This is a genomic window from Streptomyces sp. NPDC002156, from assembly GCF_053593675.1.
Window position 1 is genome coordinate 1 of record NZ_JBSFDA010000142.1, and the last position, 20,443, is coordinate 20,443.

General features: G+C 69.8%; 15 protein-coding genes and 1 pseudogene. 10 read left to right on the forward strand and 6 right to left on the reverse strand.

Features of this window, described 5'->3' with window-relative positions; genetic code table 11:
• Positions 1–52 precede the first annotated feature (52 nt).
• A complete protein-coding gene (locus tag ACWCRB_RS37780) occupies positions 53–616 on the reverse strand; it encodes a PepSY domain-containing protein (RefSeq protein ID WP_451000378.1) in 564 nt (187 codons plus the stop codon).
• Positions 617–745: 129 nt separating this feature from the next.
• On the opposite strand from ACWCRB_RS37780, the gene ACWCRB_RS37785 reads away from it, so the two are divergent.
• Both ACWCRB_RS37785 and ACWCRB_RS37790 read left to right on the forward strand, forming a co-directional pair.
• Positions 746–1,411 carry a response regulator transcription factor gene (locus ACWCRB_RS37785; RefSeq protein ID WP_451000379.1) on the forward strand — a complete coding sequence of 222 codons (666 nt, stop codon included), beginning with the start codon at positions 746–748 and terminating at the stop codon, positions 1,409–1,411.
• Positions 1,408–2,811, forward strand: a complete 1,404-nt coding sequence (locus ACWCRB_RS37790) for an ATP-binding protein (RefSeq protein WP_451000380.1) — start codon at positions 1,408–1,410, stop codon at positions 2,809–2,811. The genes ACWCRB_RS37785 and ACWCRB_RS37790 overlap by 4 nt, the downstream gene beginning before the upstream one ends.
• A 14-nt stretch (positions 2,812–2,825) precedes the next feature.
• Here the strand turns inward: ACWCRB_RS37790 and ACWCRB_RS37795 are convergent, their stop codons facing one another.
• From ACWCRB_RS37795 to ACWCRB_RS37810, 4 genes are all read right to left on the reverse strand, one after another.
• Positions 2,826–3,302 (reverse strand): MarR family winged helix-turn-helix transcriptional regulator, encoded by a 477-nt coding sequence (locus ACWCRB_RS37795; RefSeq protein WP_235474783.1) that lies wholly within the window; start codon positions 3,300–3,302, stop codon positions 2,826–2,828.
• Between the two features lie 105 nt (positions 3,303–3,407).
• Positions 3,408–4,205: an AIM24 family protein gene (locus ACWCRB_RS37800; protein WP_451000381.1), complete on the reverse strand. Its 798-nt coding sequence runs from the start codon at positions 4,203–4,205 to the stop codon at positions 3,408–3,410.
• Positions 4,202–4,852, reverse strand: coding sequence for an AIM24 family protein (locus ACWCRB_RS37805; RefSeq protein ID WP_451000382.1), 651 nt, complete (start codon positions 4,850–4,852; stop codon positions 4,202–4,204). Before ACWCRB_RS37805 ends, ACWCRB_RS37800 begins: the two co-directional genes overlap by 4 nt.
• A 1-nt stretch (position 4,853) precedes the next feature.
• Positions 4,854–5,486 carry an AIM24 family protein gene (locus ACWCRB_RS37810; RefSeq protein WP_369035669.1) on the reverse strand — a complete coding sequence of 211 codons (633 nt, stop codon included), beginning with the start codon at positions 5,484–5,486 and terminating at the stop codon, positions 4,854–4,856.
• 198 nt (positions 5,487–5,684) lie between these two features.
• Here ACWCRB_RS37810 and ACWCRB_RS37815 point away from each other — a divergent pair, with 198 nt between their 5' ends.
• From ACWCRB_RS37815 to ACWCRB_RS37830, 4 genes are all read left to right on the forward strand, one after another.
• Positions 5,685–6,035: a DUF3817 domain-containing protein gene (locus tag ACWCRB_RS37815; protein WP_451000383.1), complete on the forward strand. Its 351-nt coding sequence runs from the start codon at positions 5,685–5,687 to the stop codon at positions 6,033–6,035.
• Positions 6,032–6,325, forward strand: coding sequence for an MTH1187 family thiamine-binding protein (locus ACWCRB_RS37820; RefSeq protein WP_105970767.1), 294 nt, complete (start codon positions 6,032–6,034; stop codon positions 6,323–6,325). The genes ACWCRB_RS37815 and ACWCRB_RS37820 overlap by 4 nt, the downstream gene beginning before the upstream one ends.
• 122 nt (positions 6,326–6,447) lie before the next feature.
• Positions 6,448–8,214, forward strand: coding sequence for a glycosyltransferase family 2 protein (locus ACWCRB_RS37825; protein WP_451000384.1), 1,767 nt, complete (start codon positions 6,448–6,450; stop codon positions 8,212–8,214).
• A 3-nt stretch (positions 8,215–8,217) separates the two neighbouring features.
• A complete protein-coding gene (locus tag ACWCRB_RS37830; protein ID WP_451000385.1) occupies positions 8,218–10,173 on the forward strand; it encodes a galactose oxidase-like domain-containing protein in 1,956 nt (651 codons plus the stop codon).
• A gap of 15 nt (positions 10,174–10,188) precedes the next feature.
• Here ACWCRB_RS37830 and ACWCRB_RS37835 read toward each other — a convergent pair whose 3' ends face one another.
• Positions 10,189–11,220, reverse strand: a complete 1,032-nt coding sequence (locus tag ACWCRB_RS37835) for a glycoside hydrolase family 6 protein (RefSeq protein WP_451000386.1) — start codon at positions 11,218–11,220, stop codon at positions 10,189–10,191.
• Positions 11,221–11,424: 204 nt separating this feature from the next.
• On the opposite strand from ACWCRB_RS37835, the gene ACWCRB_RS37840 reads away from it, so the two are divergent.
• The 4 genes and pseudogenes from ACWCRB_RS37840 to ACWCRB_RS37855 all read left to right on the forward strand — a co-directional run bounded on the left by ACWCRB_RS37840 (position 11,425) and on the right by ACWCRB_RS37855 (position 20,429).
• Entirely contained in the window at positions 11,425–11,934 is a 510-nt protein-coding gene (locus tag ACWCRB_RS37840) for a MarR family winged helix-turn-helix transcriptional regulator (RefSeq protein ID WP_235474776.1), read from the forward strand.
• A gap of 65 nt (positions 11,935–11,999) precedes the next feature.
• On the forward strand, positions 12,000–12,338 hold the full coding sequence (locus ACWCRB_RS37845; protein WP_235474775.1) for a DUF3817 domain-containing protein: 339 nt from the start codon (positions 12,000–12,002) through the stop codon (positions 12,336–12,338).
• Between the two features lie 106 nt (positions 12,339–12,444).
• Positions 12,445–12,615: pseudogene (locus ACWCRB_RS37850) on the forward strand (methylmalonyl-CoA mutase family protein); the annotation flags it as partial.
• A 443-nt stretch (positions 12,616–13,058) separates the two neighbouring features.
• The gene (locus ACWCRB_RS37855; RefSeq protein WP_451000387.1) at positions 13,059–20,429 is read left to right on the forward strand and encodes a polymorphic toxin type 27 domain-containing protein; all 7,371 of its coding nucleotides are present in this window, start codon (positions 13,059–13,061) and stop codon (positions 20,427–20,429) included.
• Positions 20,430–20,443: the final 14 nt, after the last annotated feature.

The window sequence follows — 20,443 nt, forward strand, 5'->3', positions numbered from 1 at the left end:
CGGCAGCCCCCAGGGATGGGTATGGGTATGGGTAGGGGCGGCGGGGGCGAAATCAGTCGGCGGTCACCTTGGTGACCTTGCCCGTGTCCAGCGCCACCGTCCACTCACTCGTCACCTCGTCCTTCACCGTCTCCACGCCCCACACCACCGCCCCGGTTTCATCGTCGTCGCCCCCCACCTCCGTCACCGCCCCCTCCGCGGCAGCGGCAAGCGCCGCGTCCCGTGCGTCGAACTTCGCCCCCTTCAGCGCCGCCAGCTCCGCACGGTCCTCGCTGTCGCTCTCCTCCTCGGTGTCCCGCTGGGCGTCCAGCACCCTCCCCTCGGCCGAGACCTCGACGCCGTACTCCGCACCGTCGTCCGCCACGACATCCACACCCCACGCCCCGGCGTCACCCCCGTCGTCGTCCAGCTCGGCGGAGACGACAGTGCCCGGGGTGTGTCGCAGGGCCGCCGCGATGGCCTCGGCGGCGGTGACGCCGTGCACGTTCGCACCGCTCACCCCGGTCCGCGCGGCAGCCGTCTCGTCGTCGCCCGCCGCGAAGGCGGCGACAGTGCCGCCGGCCAGGGCGGCTGCGGTGAGGGTGGCGATGACGATGTTCCGCTTCTTGGGGTTCATGGGAGTTCCTGCCTGTTCGCTCGGATCGATGCTCGCTTCGATGACGACAACCAAGCTGCCCGAGCCCGCCTGAAGCAGACCTGAAGTCACCTGAAGGCGTCTTCAGGTTTGCTTTGCGACGCTGTACGCATGCGTTTGCTGATAGTGGAGGACGAGAAGCGGCTCGCCCTGTCCCTCGCGAAGGGGCTGACGGCCGAGGGATACGCCGTGGACGTCGTCCACGACGGCCGCGAGGGGCTGCACCGGGCCACCGAGACTCCGTACGACCTCGTGATCCTCGACATCATGCTGCCCGGCCTCAACGGCTACCGCGTCTGCGCGGCCCTGCGCGCCGCCGGCCACGACGTACCGATCCTCATGCTCACCGCCAAGGACGGCGAGTACGACGAGGCGGAAGGGCTCGACACGGGCGCCGACGACTATCTGACCAAGCCCTTCTCGTACGTTGTTCTGGTTGCCCGTGTGAAGGCCCTGTTGCGTCGGCGTGGGGCGGCCGGTGCCTCGCCCGTCCATGTGGTCGGCGAGCTGACCGTCGACACCGCCGCCCATCGTGTTCACGTCGGCGAGGACGAAGTCACCCTCACCGCCAAGGAGTTCGCCGTCCTGGAGCAGCTCGTCCTGCGGGCCGGGGAAGTCGTGTCCAAGGCGCGGATCCTGGAGCACGTCTGGGACTTCGCGTACGACGGCGACCCGAACATCGTCGAGGTGTACGTCAGCACGCTGCGGCGCAAGCTCGGCGCTCCCCTGATCCGGACCGTGCGCGGCGCCGGATACCGGCTGGAGGTGCCGCGGTGAGACGCGCTCTCGGCTCCGTGCGGGCCCGGGCCGCCCTCGGCGCCACCCTCGTCGTCGCGGTCGCGCTGGTCGCCGCCGGAACCGCCGTACTGCTCTCCCTCTGGTCCAACCTGAGCGGCCAGGCCAGTACGCAGGCCGAGCGGACCGCCCGGGCCGTCGCCGCCGACCTGGTGGCCGGGACCGCGTACGACCAGCTGTCCCTCGATGACGACGACCGGCCCGTCCAGGTCGTCGACCCGGCCGGGCGGCTGGTCGCGGCCAGCGAGGACCTGGAGCGGATCAGCGGCACGGGGGTGGCGGCCGTGCGTCCGCAGGCCGTCACGGGGGACACCGGCAGCTCCGAATCCACGGCGGACGACGACTCCCTCTCCACCGGCGAGATCGACGACGACGTCTCCTTCACCGACGGGTCCGCCACCGTCGACGGCGACGAGGCCGACTACCGGTTCGCCGCCGTGCGCGTCGAGGCCGACGGCGACGGCACCCTCACCGTGTACGCCGGCGCGCCCCTCTCCGCCGAACAGAGCGCCGTCAGTACCGCGTTGACCGTCATGCTGATCGGGTTCCCGCTGCTGCTCGGCGTCGTCGCGGGCGTCACCTGGCTGGTGACCCGGCGTGCGCTGCGCCCCGTCGAGGGCATCCGGGCCGAGATGGCCGAGAGCACCGCCTCCGAGGACCTCGCCCGGCGCGTCCCGGTGCCCGACACGCACGACGAGGTCGCGCGGCTCGCCCGGACCACCAACGAGACACTGGCCGCCCTGGAGACCTCCGTGGAACGCCAGCGCCGGTTCGTCGCCGACGCCTCCCACGAACTGCGCAGCCCCATCGCCTCCCTGCGCACCCAGCTCGAAGTCGGCGCCGCACACCCGGAGTTGCTGGATGTGGAGGGGGCCGTCGAGGACACCGTACGGCTGCAGCGCCTAGCCGCCGATCTGCTGCTGCTCGCCCGGCTGGACGCGGGGGAGCGGCCCGCCGACGCCCGCTTCGATCTCGCGGAGGTGGTCCGGGAGCAGGTGGAGGGGCGGGTGGGGGTGACACTCGAAACGGCGGTGTCCGTGGAAGTGGGTGGGTCGCGGGGGCAGTTGGGGCGGCTGGTCGCCAATCTGCTGGACAACGCGCAGCGGCACGCCCGGTCGGCCGTCACGGTGGACGTGCGGCGGGAGGGGGAGTGGGTCGTCGTCGAGGTCGCCGACGACGGGGACGGGGTGCCGGAGGCGGACCGGGAGCGGGTGTTCGAGCGGTTCGTACGGCTCGACGACGCCCGTAGCCGGGACGACGGCGGCGCCGGGCTCGGACTTGCCATCGCCCGGGATGTCGCCGTACGGCACGGCGGCACACTCACCGTGCGTGAAGCGGCGACAGGCGGAGCCCTGTTCGGACTCCGCCTGCCTGTCGCCTAGTCCTGCGGCGGCCCTTACGGGCGGCCCCGCTGGCCGCGCAGGTGCTGTGCGATCGGGCGGAGCGCCTTGTCCACCTCGGCCAGGGCCTCCGGGGTCAGCAGGTCGATGAAGTGTCGCCGCACCGACGCCACATGATGGGGAGCGACCCTGTTCATCGTGTCCATGCCCTGCTCGGTGAGCACCGCGTACAGGCCGCGCCGGTCGGACTCGCAGTTCTCACGGCGGACCAGGTTCGCGTTCTCCATGCGGGTGATCTGGTGCGAGAGGCGGCTCTTGGACTGGAGGGTGGCGGACGCGAGGTCGCTCATCCGCATCCGGACGCCCTCGGACTCGGAGAGGTTCACCAGGATCTCGTAGTCGTTCATCGTCAGGCCGAACGGTTGCAGGTCCTTTTCGAGCTGGTACGCCAACAGTCTGTTGACCTCCAGGTGGGTGCGCCAGGCGCACTGCTCCGCGTCGGTCAGCCAGCTTGTGGCCGTCTCGGTCTCCATGAATGAAGTCTACCTAAAAGGTTGAAAGGCGAACTAGCGAGGGTGGTGTGTCGGAGTGGCGTGACGGCGTGCACACGTTCGACGTCACACTCCGCAGACTACCGCTCACAGCCCGAAGCGACGCTGGAGGTCACCGAGCTGTCCGGGAAGACGCGGTGCGCCCGGTTGCTGTGGCCGGCCTGTGGGGGCGTGGCCGCCACCCGGCACTCCGGGCTCGTGCGGAACCGCCCCCGTGGCCTGCTCCGCCATGAGCGTCTCGCTGGACTGGAGCAGCACCGTGCCCGCCCCGACGAACTCGAACTGGTGCTCCTCGCCGGAGGCCCCGCCCATGCCCGTCATCGCACGTAGGCCGCCCATCAGGCCCGTCATGTACCCGTGGTCGTAGTGGTGGCAGGGGGAGGGGCAGTCGGCCCAGCCGACCAGGGCCTGCGGGTCCACCCGGATCGGGGGTTCCATGAACACCACCGGGCCGTTCGACGCGGCCACGAACTTGCCCGTTCCGATGAGGGTCAGGAAGCCCGGCACGATCGACTGCTTGAGCGCGAGACTTGGCTGAAAAGCTAGAAGGTTGCCCGAGCGAATGGTCAGGTTGCCGTTCTCCAGATCGTACGAATTCACGTCGAAGGCCCGGTCGGCGAGCAGCATCTTGCCCGAACCCTCGGCGACGACCCAGTCGCTCGCGTGCAGAGGCGAATGAAAGGACGTACGGACAAGACGGTCCAGGCGGCCGTGTCCGATGCCGTTGAAGTCGATCGAGCCGTAGTAGGCGATCATCTTCCCCTTCTGCAGGAACCACTGGCTCCCCTTGAGCTCCACGCAGAAGGTGTAGTTGTTGACGTTGTCGTCGGACGGCAGCGTCATCGGGTCGTGGACGACGGGCCCCGCGCCCGGGTAGGTGGTCACAGCTTCTCCTCCGACGCCTGGACGTACACCGCACCGTTGCCGCTCAGCTCCAGCTGGAACGCCTCGCCCGAGCCGCGGCCCACCATGTCGCGCCAGCCCAGCGCGGTGGACAGCTTGTTGCGGACGTCGCCGTGGTGCGCGACGTACGCCTGCGGGTCGACGTGGACCGGGCGCTGCGGGGTGATCGGCACCTCGATGACCCCGCCGTGGGCCATGACGGCGACCGCGCCGTGTCCCTTGAGGGTGGTCGTGAACAGGCCCTGGCCCGTCACCTGGCCCCGGACCATGCCCATGACGCCGCCCTGCGAGCCCATGAACATCGTGCCCTGCTGGAGGGTGCCGTCGAAGGCGAGGAGGCGGTCCGCCTCGACGCACAGCGTGTCCCCGGCGAGGTTGATGACCTGGATGTGGTGGCCGCCGTGCCCGAACAGGACCGTGCCGCTGCCCTCGACCGTCATCAGCGGCGTCGCCTCGTTCGCCACCCGGCGGCCGATCATCGACATGATCCCGCCCTGGCCGCCCTGCATGTTGGGCGTGAAGGACACCTCGCCCTTGTAGGCGAGCATCGCCCCGCGCTGACTGAACAGACGCTGGCCGGGCATGACGGTCGCCTCGACCATCTTGGAGTTGATCTCTTGGAAGGGCATGTCACACATCCCCGGCGATCGTGTTGCGCTCGCTGGGCTGGACGTACACCAGGCCGTCGCCCTCGAAGCGGATCTGGAAGGCCTCGCCGCCGCCCTCACCCATGAACGTGCGGAACGTCACACCGGACTGGAAGGACTGCCGGACGTTGCCCTGGTGCGCGATGTACGCCCCCGGGTCGACCGTCAGGGGAAACTGCGGGCTCACGCGCAGCACCACCGCAGGACCGTCCGACATGATCGCCGCCTGGCCGTGCCCCTCGACGGTCGTCGTGAACAGGCCGTTGCCCGTGGACGCTCCGCGCATCCCCGTGAACGACGTGCCCGTGCGCAGGCCCGAGTCGGTCGCGAGCAGGTTGCTCGACTCGACGTAGAGCTTGTCCCCCTGGAGGCCGACGAGGTTGATCTCGGAGGCGCGGTCGGCAAACCAGCACGTCCCGTGCCCCTTCACCTCCATCAGTTCCATCTGCTCGCCGGTGATCCGCCGGGTGACCATCCCGCGGATGCCCTCACCGCCGCCGCTGAGCTTCTTGAAGTCCATCTGCCCGTCGTACGCCACCATCGAGCCGTTCTTCGCCTTCACGGCGTCTCCGGTCATGTCGACGGCGAGCACCTTGCTGCCTTGAAGTCGAAACATCGCCACGGAGGGAAGGTAGCCTCCCGGGCACCCCCGGCGACAGATCCCGAAGGTGGAGATCGTCCCTGAACCTCCCCCTAGGGGCGGACCCCCAGCCCGGTCGCGCGACCGGCGAATGCCACAATGGACGAACGTTTGTGCGTCCATTCACAAAGCAGCATTCACCCAGCAGCACTCACACAGCACCGAAGGTGACCCGTGGACATCAAGACCGCCTCTGCCCTCCGCCGCCTGCGCCTGGTCTCGGCCCCGGAGGCCGTTTCCTTCCTGCTCCTGCTGGTCTGCTCGGTGCTGAAGCGGACCACGGACTTCAATGCGGTGCCCGTCATGGGCATGGTCCACGGGGTTCTCTTCATCCTCTACGTGATCTTCTGGGCGGACGCCTGGAACCGCGCCAAGTGGTCCCTGAAGACCGGGCTCCTCTACTTCGTCCTCTCCGTACTCCCGACCGGCGGCTTCTTCGCCGAGCGCAAGCTGCGCCGTGAGACCGAGGACGCGGTCATCGCCTCCCGCGCCCGCCAGGCCCAGGACGGAGCCGTCCAGGCATGATCGTCGCCTTCTCCGTGACGCCCCTCGGTGTCGGCGAGGACGTGGGGGAGTACGTCGCCGACGCCGTCCGCGTCGTCCGTGAATCCGGGCTCCCCAACCGCACCGACGCGATGTTCACGTCGATCGAGGGCGAGTGGGACGAGGTCATGGACGTCGTCAAGCGTGCCGTCGCCGCCGTCGAGGAACGCGCCCCGCGCGTCTCCCTCGTCCTCAAGGCCGACATCCGCCCCGGAGTGACGGACGGACTGACCTCCAAGGTCGAGACGGTGGAGCGCCACCTCTCCCAGTAACCGTCTCTCTCCCAGTAACCGTCCCTTTCGGAAATCCACCCGCCTGGACGCGTCCGGTTCGACACGTCGCCATATCTCCACTTCTGTGGGGATATCGGCTTCGTTCGACACTGGAGGGCGCTGTGCGGCCGCAGGGCTACGACTACGACACCCACAGCCGGCTGGCCGGACCGCTCACCGAGGCCCCGGTCAGAGCGCCGTACCGCGTGCGGTACACCTCGCTCCTCTCCCGTGAGCCGCGCCGAATACGCGCCGTCCTGCTGATGACCCTCGCGCCGCTGCTCACCGGCGCGCTGCTCGTCTACCTCGTCTGGCCCACCCACTGGGTCGAGCGCGAGGGCGGCGACGCGTGGATGGTCCATCTCGACATCGCGATGCTCATAGCCATCGGGCTGATCGAGCTGTTCATGGTCGTCAACGTGGTGTCCATCGCCCACGCGACCATGGTCGCCCGTGACCCCGTACCCGTCGTACCGGAGTCCGGCACCCGCGTCGCCTTCCTCACCACGTACGTCCCGGGCAAGGAACCCCTCGCGATGGTCCGGGCCACCCTCGAAGGCGCGACCCGCGTCCACCACACCGGCCCGCTGGACGTGTGGCTGCTCGACGAAGGGGACGACGAGCAGGCCAAGGCGCTCTGCGCCGAACTGGGCGTACGGCACTTCAGCCGGCACGGGGTCCCCGAGTGGAACCGGACCAAGGGCGTCCACAAGGCCCGTACCAAGCACGGGAACTACAACGCGTGGATCGCCATGCACGGCGACGAGTACGACTTCTACGCCTCCGTCGACACCGACCACGTGCCGCTCCCCAACTTCCTGGAGCGGATGACGGGCTTCTTCCGCGATCCGGACGTCGCCTTCGTCGTCGGCCCCCAGGTGTACGGGAACTACACCCACCCCGTCACCAAGGCGGCCGAGTCGCAGCAGTTCCTCTTCCACGCGCTCATCCAGCGCGCCGGGAACCGCTACCGCGCCCCCATGTTCGTCGGCACCAACAACGTCGTACGCATCGCGGCCGTCAAGCAGATCGGCGGGCTGTACGACTCCATCACCGAGGACATGGCCACGGGGTTCGAACTGCATCGCCGCCGCAATCCGAGTACCGGGCGGCACTGGCGGTCCGTCTACACGCCGGACGTGCTCGCCGTGGGCGAGGGGCCCGCGTCCTGGACCGACTTCTTCACCCAGCAGATGCGCTGGTCGCGCGGGACGTACGAGACGCTGTTCAAGCAGTACTGGAAGGCGCCTTTCAGCATGCCTCCGGGCCGGCTGTTCTCGTACACGCTGATGCTCGTCTACTACCCGATGACCGCCGTCAACTGGTTCCTCGGGATGCTGAGCTGCTTCCTCTTCCTCTGGTTCGGGGCGTCCGGCACGCAGGTCGCGGCCTCCGTCTGGCTGATGCTCTATAGCGACGCAGCCGCCCTCCAGATCGGGCTGTATCTGTGGAACCGGCGGCACAACGTCTCGCCGCACGAGCCGGAGGGCTCCGGCGGGCTGGCCGGGATGGCGATGTCGGCGCTCTCCGCGCCGATCTACCTGAAGTCGTTCGGCGCGGCCCTGCTCCGCCGCCCGAGCCGGTTCGTCGTCACGCCGAAGGGCGGGGACGCCAGCCCCGACCGGCTGCTGACGTTCCGGGTCCATCTCTTCTGGGCCGTGCTCCTCGCGGTCTCGCTCGTGGCCTCCGTCCGTCTCGGCCACACCCATGTGGCCATGCGCACCTGGGCCGTCCTGGCCATGGTGATCTCCCTGGCCCCGGTCGGGGTGTGGCTCGCCACCCGGCGCAAGCAGGGCAAGGAGCCCGGCGAGAGCAGGGAGCGCGAGGAACCCGCGCTCGCGACCACCGCTGTCGCACCGGTCTCCAGCACCCCGACAGGAGGCAACTAGGCCATGGCCTACCAGCCGTCGAAGAAGACCAAGAAGACCGTCCTGGGCATCGGGGGTGTCGCCCTGCTCGCCGGTCTCAACGCGCCCGCCGTGCTCGACTTCGCCGGTGAGCGGTACCACGAGTACAAGATCGCCCAGCCCGGCTACCAGGCCAAGTACGGCTCCTGGAGCGCGATCGACATCCCGAAGGAGTTCCGCACCAACGCCATCCACGCGGCGCTGCTGCACACCGGCAAGGTGCTGATCGTCGCGGGCTCCGGCAACGAGCAGAAGAAGTTCGACAAGGGTTCGTTCGACACGATCCTGTGGGACCCGAGGAACGACACCTTCAAGAAGATCGCCACCCCCGACGACTTCTTCTGCGCCGGACACGCCCAACTACCCGACGGACGGCTCCTGGTGGCCGGCGGCACCGCCCGCTACGAGCTGCTCGACGGCGAGGTCGAGCGGGCGGGCGGCGGGATGCGCGTCAAGAACGAGAACCCCGACAAGCCGATCGTACTGAAGAAGGGCACCCGGTTCCGGTCGCCCGCCGGGGTCGAGTACGTCAGCCGGTTCGACGTGACCGTCCCCAAGGCCAAGCGCACGCAGAAGATCACGTACAACGCGGCCGGGGTCATGCAGCCCTGGGTGACGAAGGTCGTCGCGAGCGAGGCCCGGGTCTTCGTCGAGGCGGCCGCGGCGGGGCCGGTGTCGATCACCGCCAAGCAGGCGCAGTACGAGATCGTCGGCCTGAAGGGCAAGGACGCGGACAACACGTACGGCCTCTCCGAGAAGATCACCATGGACAAGCAGGACTTCCAGGGGATCAGGGCGGCGTACGAGTTCGATCCGAAGGCCGAGAAGTACATCCCGGTCGAGCCGATGGACAAGGCGCGCTGGTATCCGACGCTGGTAGGTCTCGACGACGGACGGGTCCTTGCCGTCTCCGGGCTCGACGACGTCGGGGCGATCGACCCCGGGGACAACGAGATCTACGACCCGAAGACCAAGAAGTGGACCCCGGGCCCGAAGCGCTACTTCCCGACCTACCCGGCCTTGTTCCTCACGAAGGGCGGCAAGCTGTTCTACCCGGCGTCCAACGCGGGTTACGGACCAGCCACCATGGGCCGGGCGCCGGGCCTGTGGGACCTGGAGAAGAACACCTTCGAGAAGGTGCCGGGCCTGACGGACGCCGACGAGACGGAGACCTCTGCGTCGGTGCTGCTGCCTCCGGCGCAGGACCAGAAGGTGATGATCCTGGGCGGCGGAGGCGTGGGCGAGTCGAAGAAGGCGACGCGGCGTACGGCCGTCGTCGACCTGAAGAAGGACAACCCGGTCTTCGAGGCCGGCCCCGACCTCCCCCAGGGCACCCGCTACCTGAACAGTGTCCTGATGCCGGACGACACCGTGTTCACGTCCAACGGCTCCGCCGACTACCGGGGCCGCAGCGCCAGCAACATCCTCAAGGCACAGTTCTACGACCCCAAGGCGAACGCGTTCCGGGCGGCGGCATCGCCGAAGGTGGGCCGCAACTACCACTCCGAGGCGCTGCTGCTGCCCGACGGCCGGGTCGCCACCTTCGGCTCCGACCCGCTCTACGACAACCAGCAGAACACCAAGCTGGGCCACTTCGAGCAGCGGATGGAGATCTTCACTCCGCCCGCGCTGCACAAGAACGGCAAGAACAGGCCCGTACTGGGGGACGGCCCCCAGGAGACCGACAAACTCGGCCGCGCGACGTTCAAGTCCCCCCACCCGGAACGAGTGTCGAAGGCCCGTCTGATGCGCCCCAGCGCTGTCACGCACACGACGGACGTCGAACAGCGCTCCATCGACCTCCCCCTCAGCAAGGACCGCACGTCGGTGACGGTCGACGTACCGAAGGACCGCACGCTGGTGCCGCCCGGCTGGTACATGCTGTTCGTGACGGACGCGAAGGGGACGCCGTCGGAGGCGAAGTGGATCCAGGTGAGGTGAAGGGGCGTAACCGGCTTACCGTGTACGGGAGTTACGGGCGAGCCCGAGTGCGTACTCCGGCCACCAGCGCCCGGCCGCCGGGCCGCCCCGGCACTCGCCGTCCGACTCGCCGGGCCGCTTGATCCACAGGTAGGCGTCGAGGGCGGGCTCGCCGGTGCGGGTGGTCGGGCGGGTGCCGAGGGCGCGGCCGGGCGGGTTGCACCAGGCGTCGCTCCGGTCGCCGCGCAGCGGCCCGTTCCCGTTGCGGCTGGTGTCGACGACGAAGTGCTTGCCGTCGAGGGCACGGGAGAGCTGGACGCCGTACGTCTTGGTGGCCGCGTCCGTCTGGAAGTTGGACACATTGAGCGCGAACCCGTCGGCCCGCGCGATCCCGGCCCGCCGCAGCGCCTCGACGAGCTTGCGGGGCTCATCGAACCAGTCGGGATTGCCGGCGTCGACGTACACCTTCGTACGGCCCTGCTGCTTGAGCCGCGCGACGGCGTCGGAGAGCAACCGCTCCCGCTCGGCGTGGTACTCGGCGGGAGTACAGCCGTCCACGACATGCGCGACCGCGTCCGGTTCGAGGACGACCAGAGCGGGACTGTCCCCGAGAGCGTCGGCGAACCGCTCGATCCAGGCCCGGTAGGCGCCGGCGTCGCCGGCCCCACCCGCGGAATGCTGACCGCAGTCGCGGTGCGGAATGTTGTACGCCACGAAAAGGGTCGTACGTCCGTCCCGTGCGGCTGCTCGGGTGGCGGTCCGGATCACCGGCACCGGGTCGTCACCGGCGGGCCAGAGCGCGGCGGGCTGCTCGGCGATACGACGCAACAGCCGCGCTTCCTTCTCACGCCCCTGCCGCTGCCACGCCCGCACTTGCCGGGCGGCGGGGGAGGCCGGATCGACCCAGAACACCTGGGAACCGGCGACGGAGGCCTCCTTGGTGGCACCGGAGACGACGGCGGCTTCGCCCACCTCGGGCGCGGAAACACAGCCGGCCGCGAGCCCGAGCACCGTGAGCATCGCGGGTGTCGCGAGGGTGAGGGAGAGGGTACGGGTCAGCCGGGACATGCTGCTCCCTTGGGAAAAGATGACGCATGGTGACGGTCGGTGACGATCAGTCGGTAATCGTGGCACAGGGAGACTGACCGTCAAGGCCGCGACACCGGGGGCGGCGGGCCTCGAAGATCTGCACCCCGATCTGCACCGGATGACCTGGACCGAAGGGCGAGACGGGGCTGACCGCGATGTGACCGGCCGGTAAGGTCTGGTGCCGTGCCGAAGCCGCTCAGTCTCCCCTTCGATCCCATCGCCCGCGCCGACGAACTGTGGAAACGGCGCTGGGGAAACGTCCCGTCGATGGCCGCGATCACCTCGATCATGCGTGCGCAGCAGATCCTGCTCGCGGAGGTCGACGCGGTGGTGAAGCCGTACGGTCTGACGTTCGCGCGGTACGAGGCGCTGGTGCTGCTCACCTTCTCCAAGGCCGGCGAACTGCCGATGTCCAAGATCGGCGAGCGCCTGATGGTCCACCCGACGTCGGTCACGAACACCGTGGACCGCCTGGTGAAGTCGGGCCTGGTGGCCAGACGCCCCAACCCCAACGACGGCCGAGGCACCCTGGCCACGATCACGGAAAAGGGCCGCGAAACGGTCGACGCGGCAACCCGCGACCTGATGGCAATGGACTTCGGCCTCGGCGTGTACGACGCGGAGGAATGCGCGGAGATCTTCGCGATGCTGCGACCGCTGCGGGTGGCGGCGAGCGATTTCGACGAGGAGTAGGGCGGCAGCGGGTACTTCCGGGGTCGCCGGAAGATCGCTGGAAACCGGTGGTTACGCTCGTACGCATGAAAAAGAGCGTGTTGACCCGCTACCGCGTCATGGCCTACGTCACCGGTGTACTGCTGGTTCTGCTGACCCTCGGTGTGATCGCCAAGTACGCGCTGAAGCTCGACGGTGCCGACGGCTTCACGAGCGTCGTCGGTATCGCGCACGGCTGGCTGTACGTCGTGTACCTGGTCTTCGCCTTCGATCTGGGCTCCAAGGCGAAGTGGCCGGTCCGCAAGCAGCTGTGGGTCCTGCTCGCCGGCACCGTTCCCACCGCCGCGTTCTTCGTGGAGCGCAAGATCAGCCATGAGCTGGCGGGGCAGCTCGGAGAGCCGGCACGGGTGGTCGCCAAGGCGTGACCAGACCGGACCGCTACCGCCGCCGCAGTGCCTCGCGGCGGTTTGCAGACCTGGTACGGCAGGGCGTGTAAGCACGAGGGCGGTTTCACGGCGCTCTTCGGGAATTCTGCCGACCCTCATGGGACGCGACTCCGACGATCCTCGCTCCCTCGGAGAGGTTGGGCACTGCGGGGTCGCGGTCGACTCGGCGGCGGAGAGGCAGGGTGTGGAGCCCGCCGTTCTCAAAGGCACGCTCCAGACGGACATCTTCGAGGAGTGCATGCCGCAGGAGGAGTACGGGCTGAGGCGACGCTCGGGGAGATCTGTGGGGTGCTTCGGGAGGGGTGCGGGGGGTGTATTCGGAGCTGCTGGGGCTCTGGGTGTTCCCTGGCTGCGGGCGGTGGCTCCATGGAGGCTCTGTCGCCTTTGTGCGTTCCCGTTCAGTTGTAACGATCCCGCGAAGATCCTGATCGTTTTGTCTGGTCCTGTGCATTCATGAGCTCTTCATGAAGATTATTTGACCTTTTGGTGAGAGTGATCTTCGTGAGAAGTTCCAGTGGGGTGCGCCCCGTAACCGCGTGGGGGGCGCGGGCGGTCTCCCCTGGGTAACGGCAGGTCTCCCCACCTTGAAGCGGCAGTGTCCGGTTCCGCTGTGCGGGGGTGGGTGCTGTCGGCCGCCAAGACATTAGTTAGGTAAACTATATGTCATCGGGAAGATCATTCGGCAGGCGTCGACGACGCATGCGCGATGCCCTGACCAGGGGAATGGTGGGGACGGCACTCGTCACCTCCATTGCCATGTTCGCGGGGCTGATACAGGCGGTGCCGGTTGCGGCCGACACGCCTGAGGAAGACACCGGGTCCTACCGCAACAGTGTTGGCGAGCTCGCACGGCTCAACCGGTGCATCGCCGGTGTGGCGATGCACAGCGGCGGTCCTCATCAGAAGGCAGCGGCCGTCGACGGGCTCACCGGTACCGCCGACCAGCTGTACCGAGCGGTGGGTGAGATCGGTACCGGCACTGTTGTGGGGGACGACGGCCAGCCCCAGTACTCCCTGTTGGTGGAGGCGGTTCGCGCCGACCGCGAGGCCGCAGGGGACTACGCCGACGCCTTCGACGCTCGCGTCGAAGCACTGGATACGGCAAATCACCCATATGTTTCCTCGGTGGCTACGAGTGGGGTAATGGAGTGGGACCCACCGGAGTTCGGTGCCGATGTGCGGCAGTTCACTCTGATCACGCAGGAGGAGATCGCTCAGTTCGGTTGGGACGGCCACAGTGTCGCCAGCGCGGAGTCGATCGCGCGCGCTCGGGAGATCGCTGCCGAGAACAAGGACAAGGACTCGTGGAACGACTTCACCGCTTCGGTCATGCTGTCCGAGTCGGAGCTGGTCCACAGCGCGGACTTCAGCCGTGGGACCACCTCCACTGACATCGCCTCCTACCTGCGGCACGGCGGTTTCATCACGGAGGCGCCCGTTGACGGGTCCGCCGAGTACCGCATCGTGGTCGAGGACCTCAAGCAGGCATGGGCTGCCTGCGACAGTCAGAACCCGCTTGACGTACGGCGCGTGCTCAACGCCCCGGTGATGACCGCGATGGCCGAGTGGGAGCTGGAGTACGCTGCCCAGTCCGCTCCTCGCGCGACCATCATTCAGGCGGAGGCGGACGCCGCCACCGCCACCCGCGAGGCCACCGACGACATGATCGAGGCCATCGGGCAGGCCTGGCTGGCCGAACAGATCCTCACCTGGCGCAAGTACTGGCAAGACGAGCTCGCCAACGATCCCGATGCCCTCGGACAGCCCGACCAGGCGCTCTACGACCAGGCCGCCGCAGACCTGGCCCGCGCCCGGAGCAACGTCGCTGCTCTGGTGACCAGCGCCAACGGCCACGCCGAGCGTGCGGCCACCGCGGCTCAGAACGCGGTGACCGCCCAGCAGGAAGCCTGGGCGATCGCCGACAGCACCAACGTGCCGCGTGGCCGTGGGCTGATGTACGCCCAGCAGTCGGTCCAGGTCGCCCGTGCCTCGGGCGCGGCAGCCAAGGCCGCCGCCAAGGCCACCAGGACGGCCCTCGAAGCCGCCAACGCCACGGTGGCCGACAGCGACGCCCTGCTGGCCAAGGCACAGACCGAGTCCCACGCCATCAACACCGAGTTCCGGCGCATCGCCGCGCAGGAGGCCGCCGCCCAGGCGAAGGCCGCCGCCGACAGCGCCGAGGCCGATGCCACGGCCGCCGCCGACAGCGCGACCACGGCCAAGAACGCGCAGACCGCGGCGGAGGAGCAGCGGGACAAGGCCCGTACGGCCGCGGCCGACGCCCAGGCGCAGCGGGCCAAGGCGGAACTGGAGCATGCGACCGCCGTCGCAGCCCGCGCGCAGGCAGCAGGTGAGCGAGCCAAGGCACAGGAGGCGGAAGCCCGGGCCGCGTCTCAACAGACCGCTGCTCAGGAGGCGAAGGCGACAGCTGGTACGGCAGCCACCGAAGCCGCCGAGAAGCGCAAGCTCGCCACAGAGAAGGCGGACGCCGCACAGGCCGCACGGGAAGCGGCCGTTGCCGCAGAACAGGCCAAACAGGCGACCGCCGCACGCGCTGCGGCTCTCAACGCAGCCGCCGCTGCCGCCGAGGGCTCCGCAGCCGCCGCCGAGACCCGGCAGGCCGCGGACGCGGCCCAGACCGCAGCCGGACAGGCGGCCACGGCCGCAACGGCCGCGCGTACCGCGGCAGACGAGGCCACCAGCGCGGCGGTCACCGCTCGCACCGCCGCCACCAAGGCCGAAGGCGCCGCCGAGCGGGCCCAGGCGAACGCCGACGGTGCGTGGGCCTCGTACCTGGAGTCCGTCGGTGCTGCCGCGGCCGCGCACGCCGCTGCCGCCGAGGCGCTCGATGCCTCCCAGGATGCCGCGTTCCGGGCCGATCGGGCCGCCACGTCGTCCGCGAATGCCTCCGAACTGTCCAAGAGGGCGGGCGAGGAGTCCGCGGCGGCCGGGACCGAGGCCGGTGAGGCGGTCAAGTCCGTCGCGACCGTGGCCGGACGTGCCTATGCGGCCGGGCAGGCCGCGCTGGCCGCCCGGGACAGCGCGAACGAGGCGATCGCCGCCGCGAACGACGCGATCTCCGCAGGAACGCCCTATCAGGAGAAGGACAGTTCGGCCGCGTTCGCCGTGCTCGTCGGCCAGTCGTCGAAGACGCTGGCGGAGCAGCAGGCAGCCGCGGCGGAGGCCAAGGCAACGGAAGCGGCTCAAGCCGCCCAGGCCGCACAGCAGGCAGCCGACCAGGCGCTCGGCGACGCGAAGATCGCCGCAGACGCCGCCGCACAGGCTGCCGCCGACTCGGTGCGCGCCGCCCGGGCCGTGACCCGGGCCCAGGAGTCCGCCGCGGTCGCGGCGAGCGCGGGGGAGGCCGCGGGGGAGGCCGCCAGCACAGCCTCCGGCCTCGCCCAGCAGTCTGGCGACGACGCTCTCAGCGCCCAACTGACCGCGAACGATGCCGAATCCGAGGCCGTTGCCGCCGACCGGGAGGCCACCGAGGCCGAGCGCGACGCGAGCAAGGCCGGCGAGTCCGCGGGTAAGGCCGCCGGAGCCGCCGGCGACGCCCAGAACGAGGCGACCCAGGCCGAGCAGGACGCCAAGGACGCCGAGGCCAAGGCGGCCAACGCCGAGGCCGACAGCGCAGCGGCCGAGGACGCCGCCGAACAGGCCGAACAGGAACAGAGCGAGCAGAACGAAGCTGAACGCGAGGATGCCCTCCAGGACGGCAGCACTCCCGTCGAGGGTGGCTCGTCGTCCTGGCCGGTCCTCGGGGAGCAGCAGGAGCAGATTCTCCTCGACGAGTGCGGGCAGACCTGCGTCGACGAGTACCGGGCCGCGCTCGCCGCTGTCTCGGTGAACGTCGTCGAGTGGACGGCCGCGAACGGCGGCCAGATCCTGCTCGACCAGCTCGGCACCGCCAAGGTCAAGGCCTGCCTGGCCGAGACCAACGTCGAGAACTGCCTGTGGTCGTTGGTCGACATCCCCTCCTCCGCGGTGATCGTCGGCCGGATCCCGGCGCTCGCGGAAGCGATCGAGAAGGTCAGCACCGGCATCAGGCAGGTCTTCGCCGACGCGGACCGCGCGGTACGGAAGCTGAACGAACTGACCGAGGTCATCCGCAAGGTCCGCAGCACTCCGCGCCTGGACCGGTGCATCACGGGCGTCGCCCTGCACGCGGGCGGCTCCGCGATGAAGGCCAAGGCCATCGAGGGCCTGTCCGGGACGAACGATGAGCTCCGTGCCGTCGTGGGGGACATCGGATGGATCGGACTGGAGTCCCTGGGCCAGGCCAGTGCCAAGGACCGGGAGGCGGCGTTCGCCTACCGCGACGCCTCCGACGCCCGTAGAGACGGCCTCAAGGAGGCCAACCGCCCGTACGCGATGAGCTCGTTCAGCGACGACATCACGCTGGACTCGCCCGAGTTCGACACCGACGTACGTCAGTTCACCATGTTCACCCAGGCCGAACTGGCGGGACGTCTCGGCTGGGACGGCCACAGCAACGCCGGCGCCGACGCGATCGCCCAGGCCCGGGAGATCGCCGAGGAGAACGACGGCAAGGACTCCTGGTACGACTGGGCCGCGGCCGTAATGCTGCGGGACGATGAACTCAACAACACGCAGTACTCGGGTGGTACCACCTCGACCGACATCGCGTCCTACCTGAGGCACGGCGGCTTCGTCACGACGGCGCCCGCCGAGGGTTCCGCCGAGTTCCGTGTCGAGGTGGAGAACCTCAAGCAGGCGTGGGCGACGTGCGACCACCAGGAACCGGTGGACCCGCGCAACGCGCTGAGCGGCGTCGTCGCTCAGGCGCACACCGAGTGGGAGGCGGAGTACGCGGCACAGGCCGCACCCCGTGCCGTGATCATGCAGGCGGAGGCGGACGCCGCGGCCCACACCCGTGAGGCCACCGACGACATGATCGAGGCCATCGGTCAGGCCTGGCTCGCCGAGCAGGTCCTGCTGTGGCAGAAGTACTGGCACGACGAGCTCGAGTCGGACCCGGACAGCATCCTCAAGCCGAAGAAGGCGCTGTTCGACCAGGCCGCCACTGACCTGGCCCGGGCTCGGGGCAAGGTCGCGGCCCTGCTGACGTCGGCCAACACGCACGCCGAGGCAGCCGCGAAGGCAGCCCAGGACGCGGTGACGGCACAGCAGCAGGCGTGGGACATCGCGGACGCCGCGGAAGTCCCGCGCGGTCGTGGGCTGATGTACGCCCAGCAGTCGGTCCAGGTCGCTCGCGCCTCGGGTGCGGCGGCCCAGGCTGCTGCGAAGGCGACGGAGACGGCGCTGAACGCGGCGAAGGCCACGGTCTCGACGTCGGAGGCACTCCTCGCCCTGGCGCAGACCGAGGCGCACGCGGTGAACACCGAGTTCCGCCGCATCGCCGCCCAGGAGGCCGCCGCCCAGGCGAAGGCCGCCGCGGACAGCGCCGACGCCTACGCGGCCTCGGCCGCGGCGAACGCCCTGATCGCCAAGAAGGCCAAGGAAACCGCCCTCGCGGAGGAGGAGCAGGCGCGCCGGGCCGCCGCCGACGCGCAGGCGCAGCGCGCCGTCGCCGAGCTGGAGCGCGCCAACGCGGCGGCCTACCGGGCCACCGCGGAGATCGAGCGGGACAAGGCCAAGGGCCACGAGGCCGACGCCGTCGCCCAGGGCCGCATCGCCAGTGAGTCCCGTACGTCGGCCGAGGCGGCGGGCGCCACGGCGTCCGCCCGCAGGGGTGACGCCGAGCAGGCGGAGCGCGACGCGGTCGCGGCCCGTGACAGGGCCCTGGAGGCCGAACAGCGGCGGGACTCGCTGGCGGCGAAGGCGGCGGCCCTGGAGGCCCACGCCGCGGCCGTCGACGGTACGGACGCGGCCGAGGCGGCCCGGGCCGCCGCGACCGACGCCCGCGCCGCCGCGAACACGGCGACCACGGCGGCCACCAACGCACGCGCGTCGGCGAACGCGGCCACGGCTGCGGCCGTCAACGCCCGTGACGCGGCCACCAAGGCGCAGGGCTCCGCGTCCCGCGCCAAGGCGGCGGCCGACAGCGCCTGGTCGTCGTACCTGGTCGCGGCCGGTTCCGCAGCTGCGGCGCACGCTGCGGCGGCCGAGGCCATCGACGCCTCCGAGGCGGCGGCGGCCGACGCCAAGGGCGCCAAGGAGCAGTCCGAGAAGGCCTCCGCGGCGGCCAAGGTCGCCAAGGCAGAGGCGACTGCCGCCCGTTCCGAGGCGCTGCAGACCGCAGCATGGGCGGCGACCACGGCAGGCAAGGCCCTCGCTGCCGTGCAGTCCTCGCTCGCGGCCCGTGACTCCGCCGCGGCGGTGATCAAGCCGGCCAACGAGGCGATCGCCCTCGGCGGTCCGTTCCAGGAGGTCGACAGCTCAGCGGCGTTCGCGGTGCTGACGGGACAGCAGTCCCTGACGATCTCGCAGCAGCAGGCGGCTGCAGCGGCCGCCACCGCGAACATGGCCCAGGCCTTCTCCGCCGAGGCACAGGCCCTCGCCGCGCAGGCCGCCGCCGACATGAAGCTCGCGGCCCAGGCCGCCTCGGCCGCCGCGAACGACGCGCTCCGCGCCGCCAAGGCGTACGAGCGGGCCCAGGCGTCGGCCACCCAGGCCGCGAAGGACGCCAAGGAGGCACAGGCCTCGGCGAACCGGGCCGACGGCTACGCGCAGTCGGCCGGCAACGACGCCATCGCGGCGTCGTGGGCGGCGATGGATGCCGAGCAGGACGCCATCGCGGCGGACGCTGCGGCGACCGAGGCGGAGAAGGACGCCGCCAACGCCCATGCCGTGGCCACCCAGGCCGAGGCGGACGCCGCGAGCGCCCGGGACACCGCCACCCAGGCGGAAACCGACGCGACGGCCGCGGAGAAGGCGGCCGAGGGCGCGTGGGACGCGGCGAACGAGGCCCAGGCCGCCGCGGACCGCACGGAGACGGCGGGCAACACCGAGCAGATCACGCAAGGTGTCACCACCGGCATCGGCGGGGTGTGGGCGGTCCTCGACCACATCGAGTACATCGGCGAACCGCAGAACGTCGTCAAGGACAACTGCAACCCGATCATCCACTTCGGGGACTGCACGATCACGGCCGACGTCACATACAAGTCGCACGTCGACCTGTTCATGTGCCTGGCGGAGCCGGGCTCGTACCAGTACGGCTGCCCCGACGCGGACACGGTCTACCTTGGCCCCGAGGTCTCGGAGGCCAAGACCGAGCGGATGTCGTACACGCTGACGATGCTCGAGTTCAACTCGGGCATCGATCCGATCGACGTCCTTCTCGGGGACTTCATCGGCTGCGCCAAGCTGATCACTCCGGGTGTCTCCGGTGGCAGCTGGGGCGACTGTGCCTGGGCGGCCAGTTGGTTCGTCGCGGGCGCGATCTTCAAATCGGCAAAGGCCGCGGTGACGGCGATGGACGCCGCCCTCAAGACCGGTATCGGCTTTACCGACGCCTGGCTGGCGCTCCGCACCGTCGGCCTGACCGAGGCCGCCGTCCAGGGCATGGTCAGTCGCATCATCCGCAAGCTCGACGACGCTTGCGAGAAGGTCGACACGGCGACCTTCAAGACGGCGGGCTTCCAGGTCGCGTCCTACTCCGCCGCAAGCTCTGGCAGCGGTGGCGGAACCGGCCCCGGCTGCTGGGTCGGTGGCCTCAACGGGCCGGGATTCTGGGCTGCGGAGAACGAGGGCATGGACGCCGCGGCCGCCGCCTACCAGATGCGGATGACGGGAGGTGTACCGGAAGGCTTCGTCTACAAGCTCAAGATGAAGTACGCGGTCTCCGGTCGGAAGGGCGAGTACGTCAAGCTCGATGGCTACCAGAACGGCAAGCTGATCGACGCGAAGTACTGGAGCGACAGCGGCGTCATCGATCCGGCGACCGGCAAGTTCAAGTTCTTCGTCACGGCCCCGATCACCGAGGCCAAGGCCCAGGTCGCCGGAGCCAAGGCGGCGGATGGTGACACGTACACGCCCATCGTGTACTACGTGAGCTCTCCGGAAGCGGCGACCGCGTTCCGGCACATGGTCGCGGACACTCCTGAACTCGCAGGAAAGATCGACGTCATTTACATGCCGTAGCATGCTCCACCGAT

Excerpts from the sequence above, each read along its gene's own strand:
- ACWCRB_RS37835 (WP_451000386.1), bottom strand. The coding sequence starts at position 11,220 with ATGTCCCGGCTGACCCGTACCCTCTCCCTCACCCTCGCGACACCCGCG.
- ACWCRB_RS37810 (WP_369035669.1), bottom strand. The coding sequence starts at position 5,486 with ATGTTTCGACTTCAAGGCAGCAAGGTGCTCGCCGTCGACATGACCGGA.
- ACWCRB_RS37855 (WP_451000387.1), top strand. The coding sequence starts at position 13,059 with ATGCGCGATGCCCTGACCAGGGGAATGGTGGGGACGGCACTCGTCACC.
- ACWCRB_RS37795 (WP_235474783.1), bottom strand. The coding sequence starts at position 3,302 with ATGGAGACCGAGACGGCCACAAGCTGGCTGACCGACGCGGAGCAGTGC.
- ACWCRB_RS37780 (WP_451000378.1), bottom strand. The coding sequence starts at position 616 with ATGAACCCCAAGAAGCGGAACATCGTCATCGCCACCCTCACCGCAGCC.
- ACWCRB_RS37785 (WP_451000379.1), top strand. The coding sequence starts at position 746 with ATGCGTTTGCTGATAGTGGAGGACGAGAAGCGGCTCGCCCTGTCCCTC.
- ACWCRB_RS37805 (WP_451000382.1), bottom strand. The coding sequence starts at position 4,852 with ATGCCCTTCCAAGAGATCAACTCCAAGATGGTCGAGGCGACCGTCATG.
- ACWCRB_RS37830 (WP_451000385.1), top strand. The coding sequence starts at position 8,218 with ATGGCCTACCAGCCGTCGAAGAAGACCAAGAAGACCGTCCTGGGCATC.
- ACWCRB_RS37845 (WP_235474775.1), top strand. The coding sequence starts at position 12,000 with ATGAAAAAGAGCGTGTTGACCCGCTACCGCGTCATGGCCTACGTCACC.
- ACWCRB_RS37820 (WP_105970767.1), top strand. The coding sequence starts at position 6,032 with ATGATCGTCGCCTTCTCCGTGACGCCCCTCGGTGTCGGCGAGGACGTG.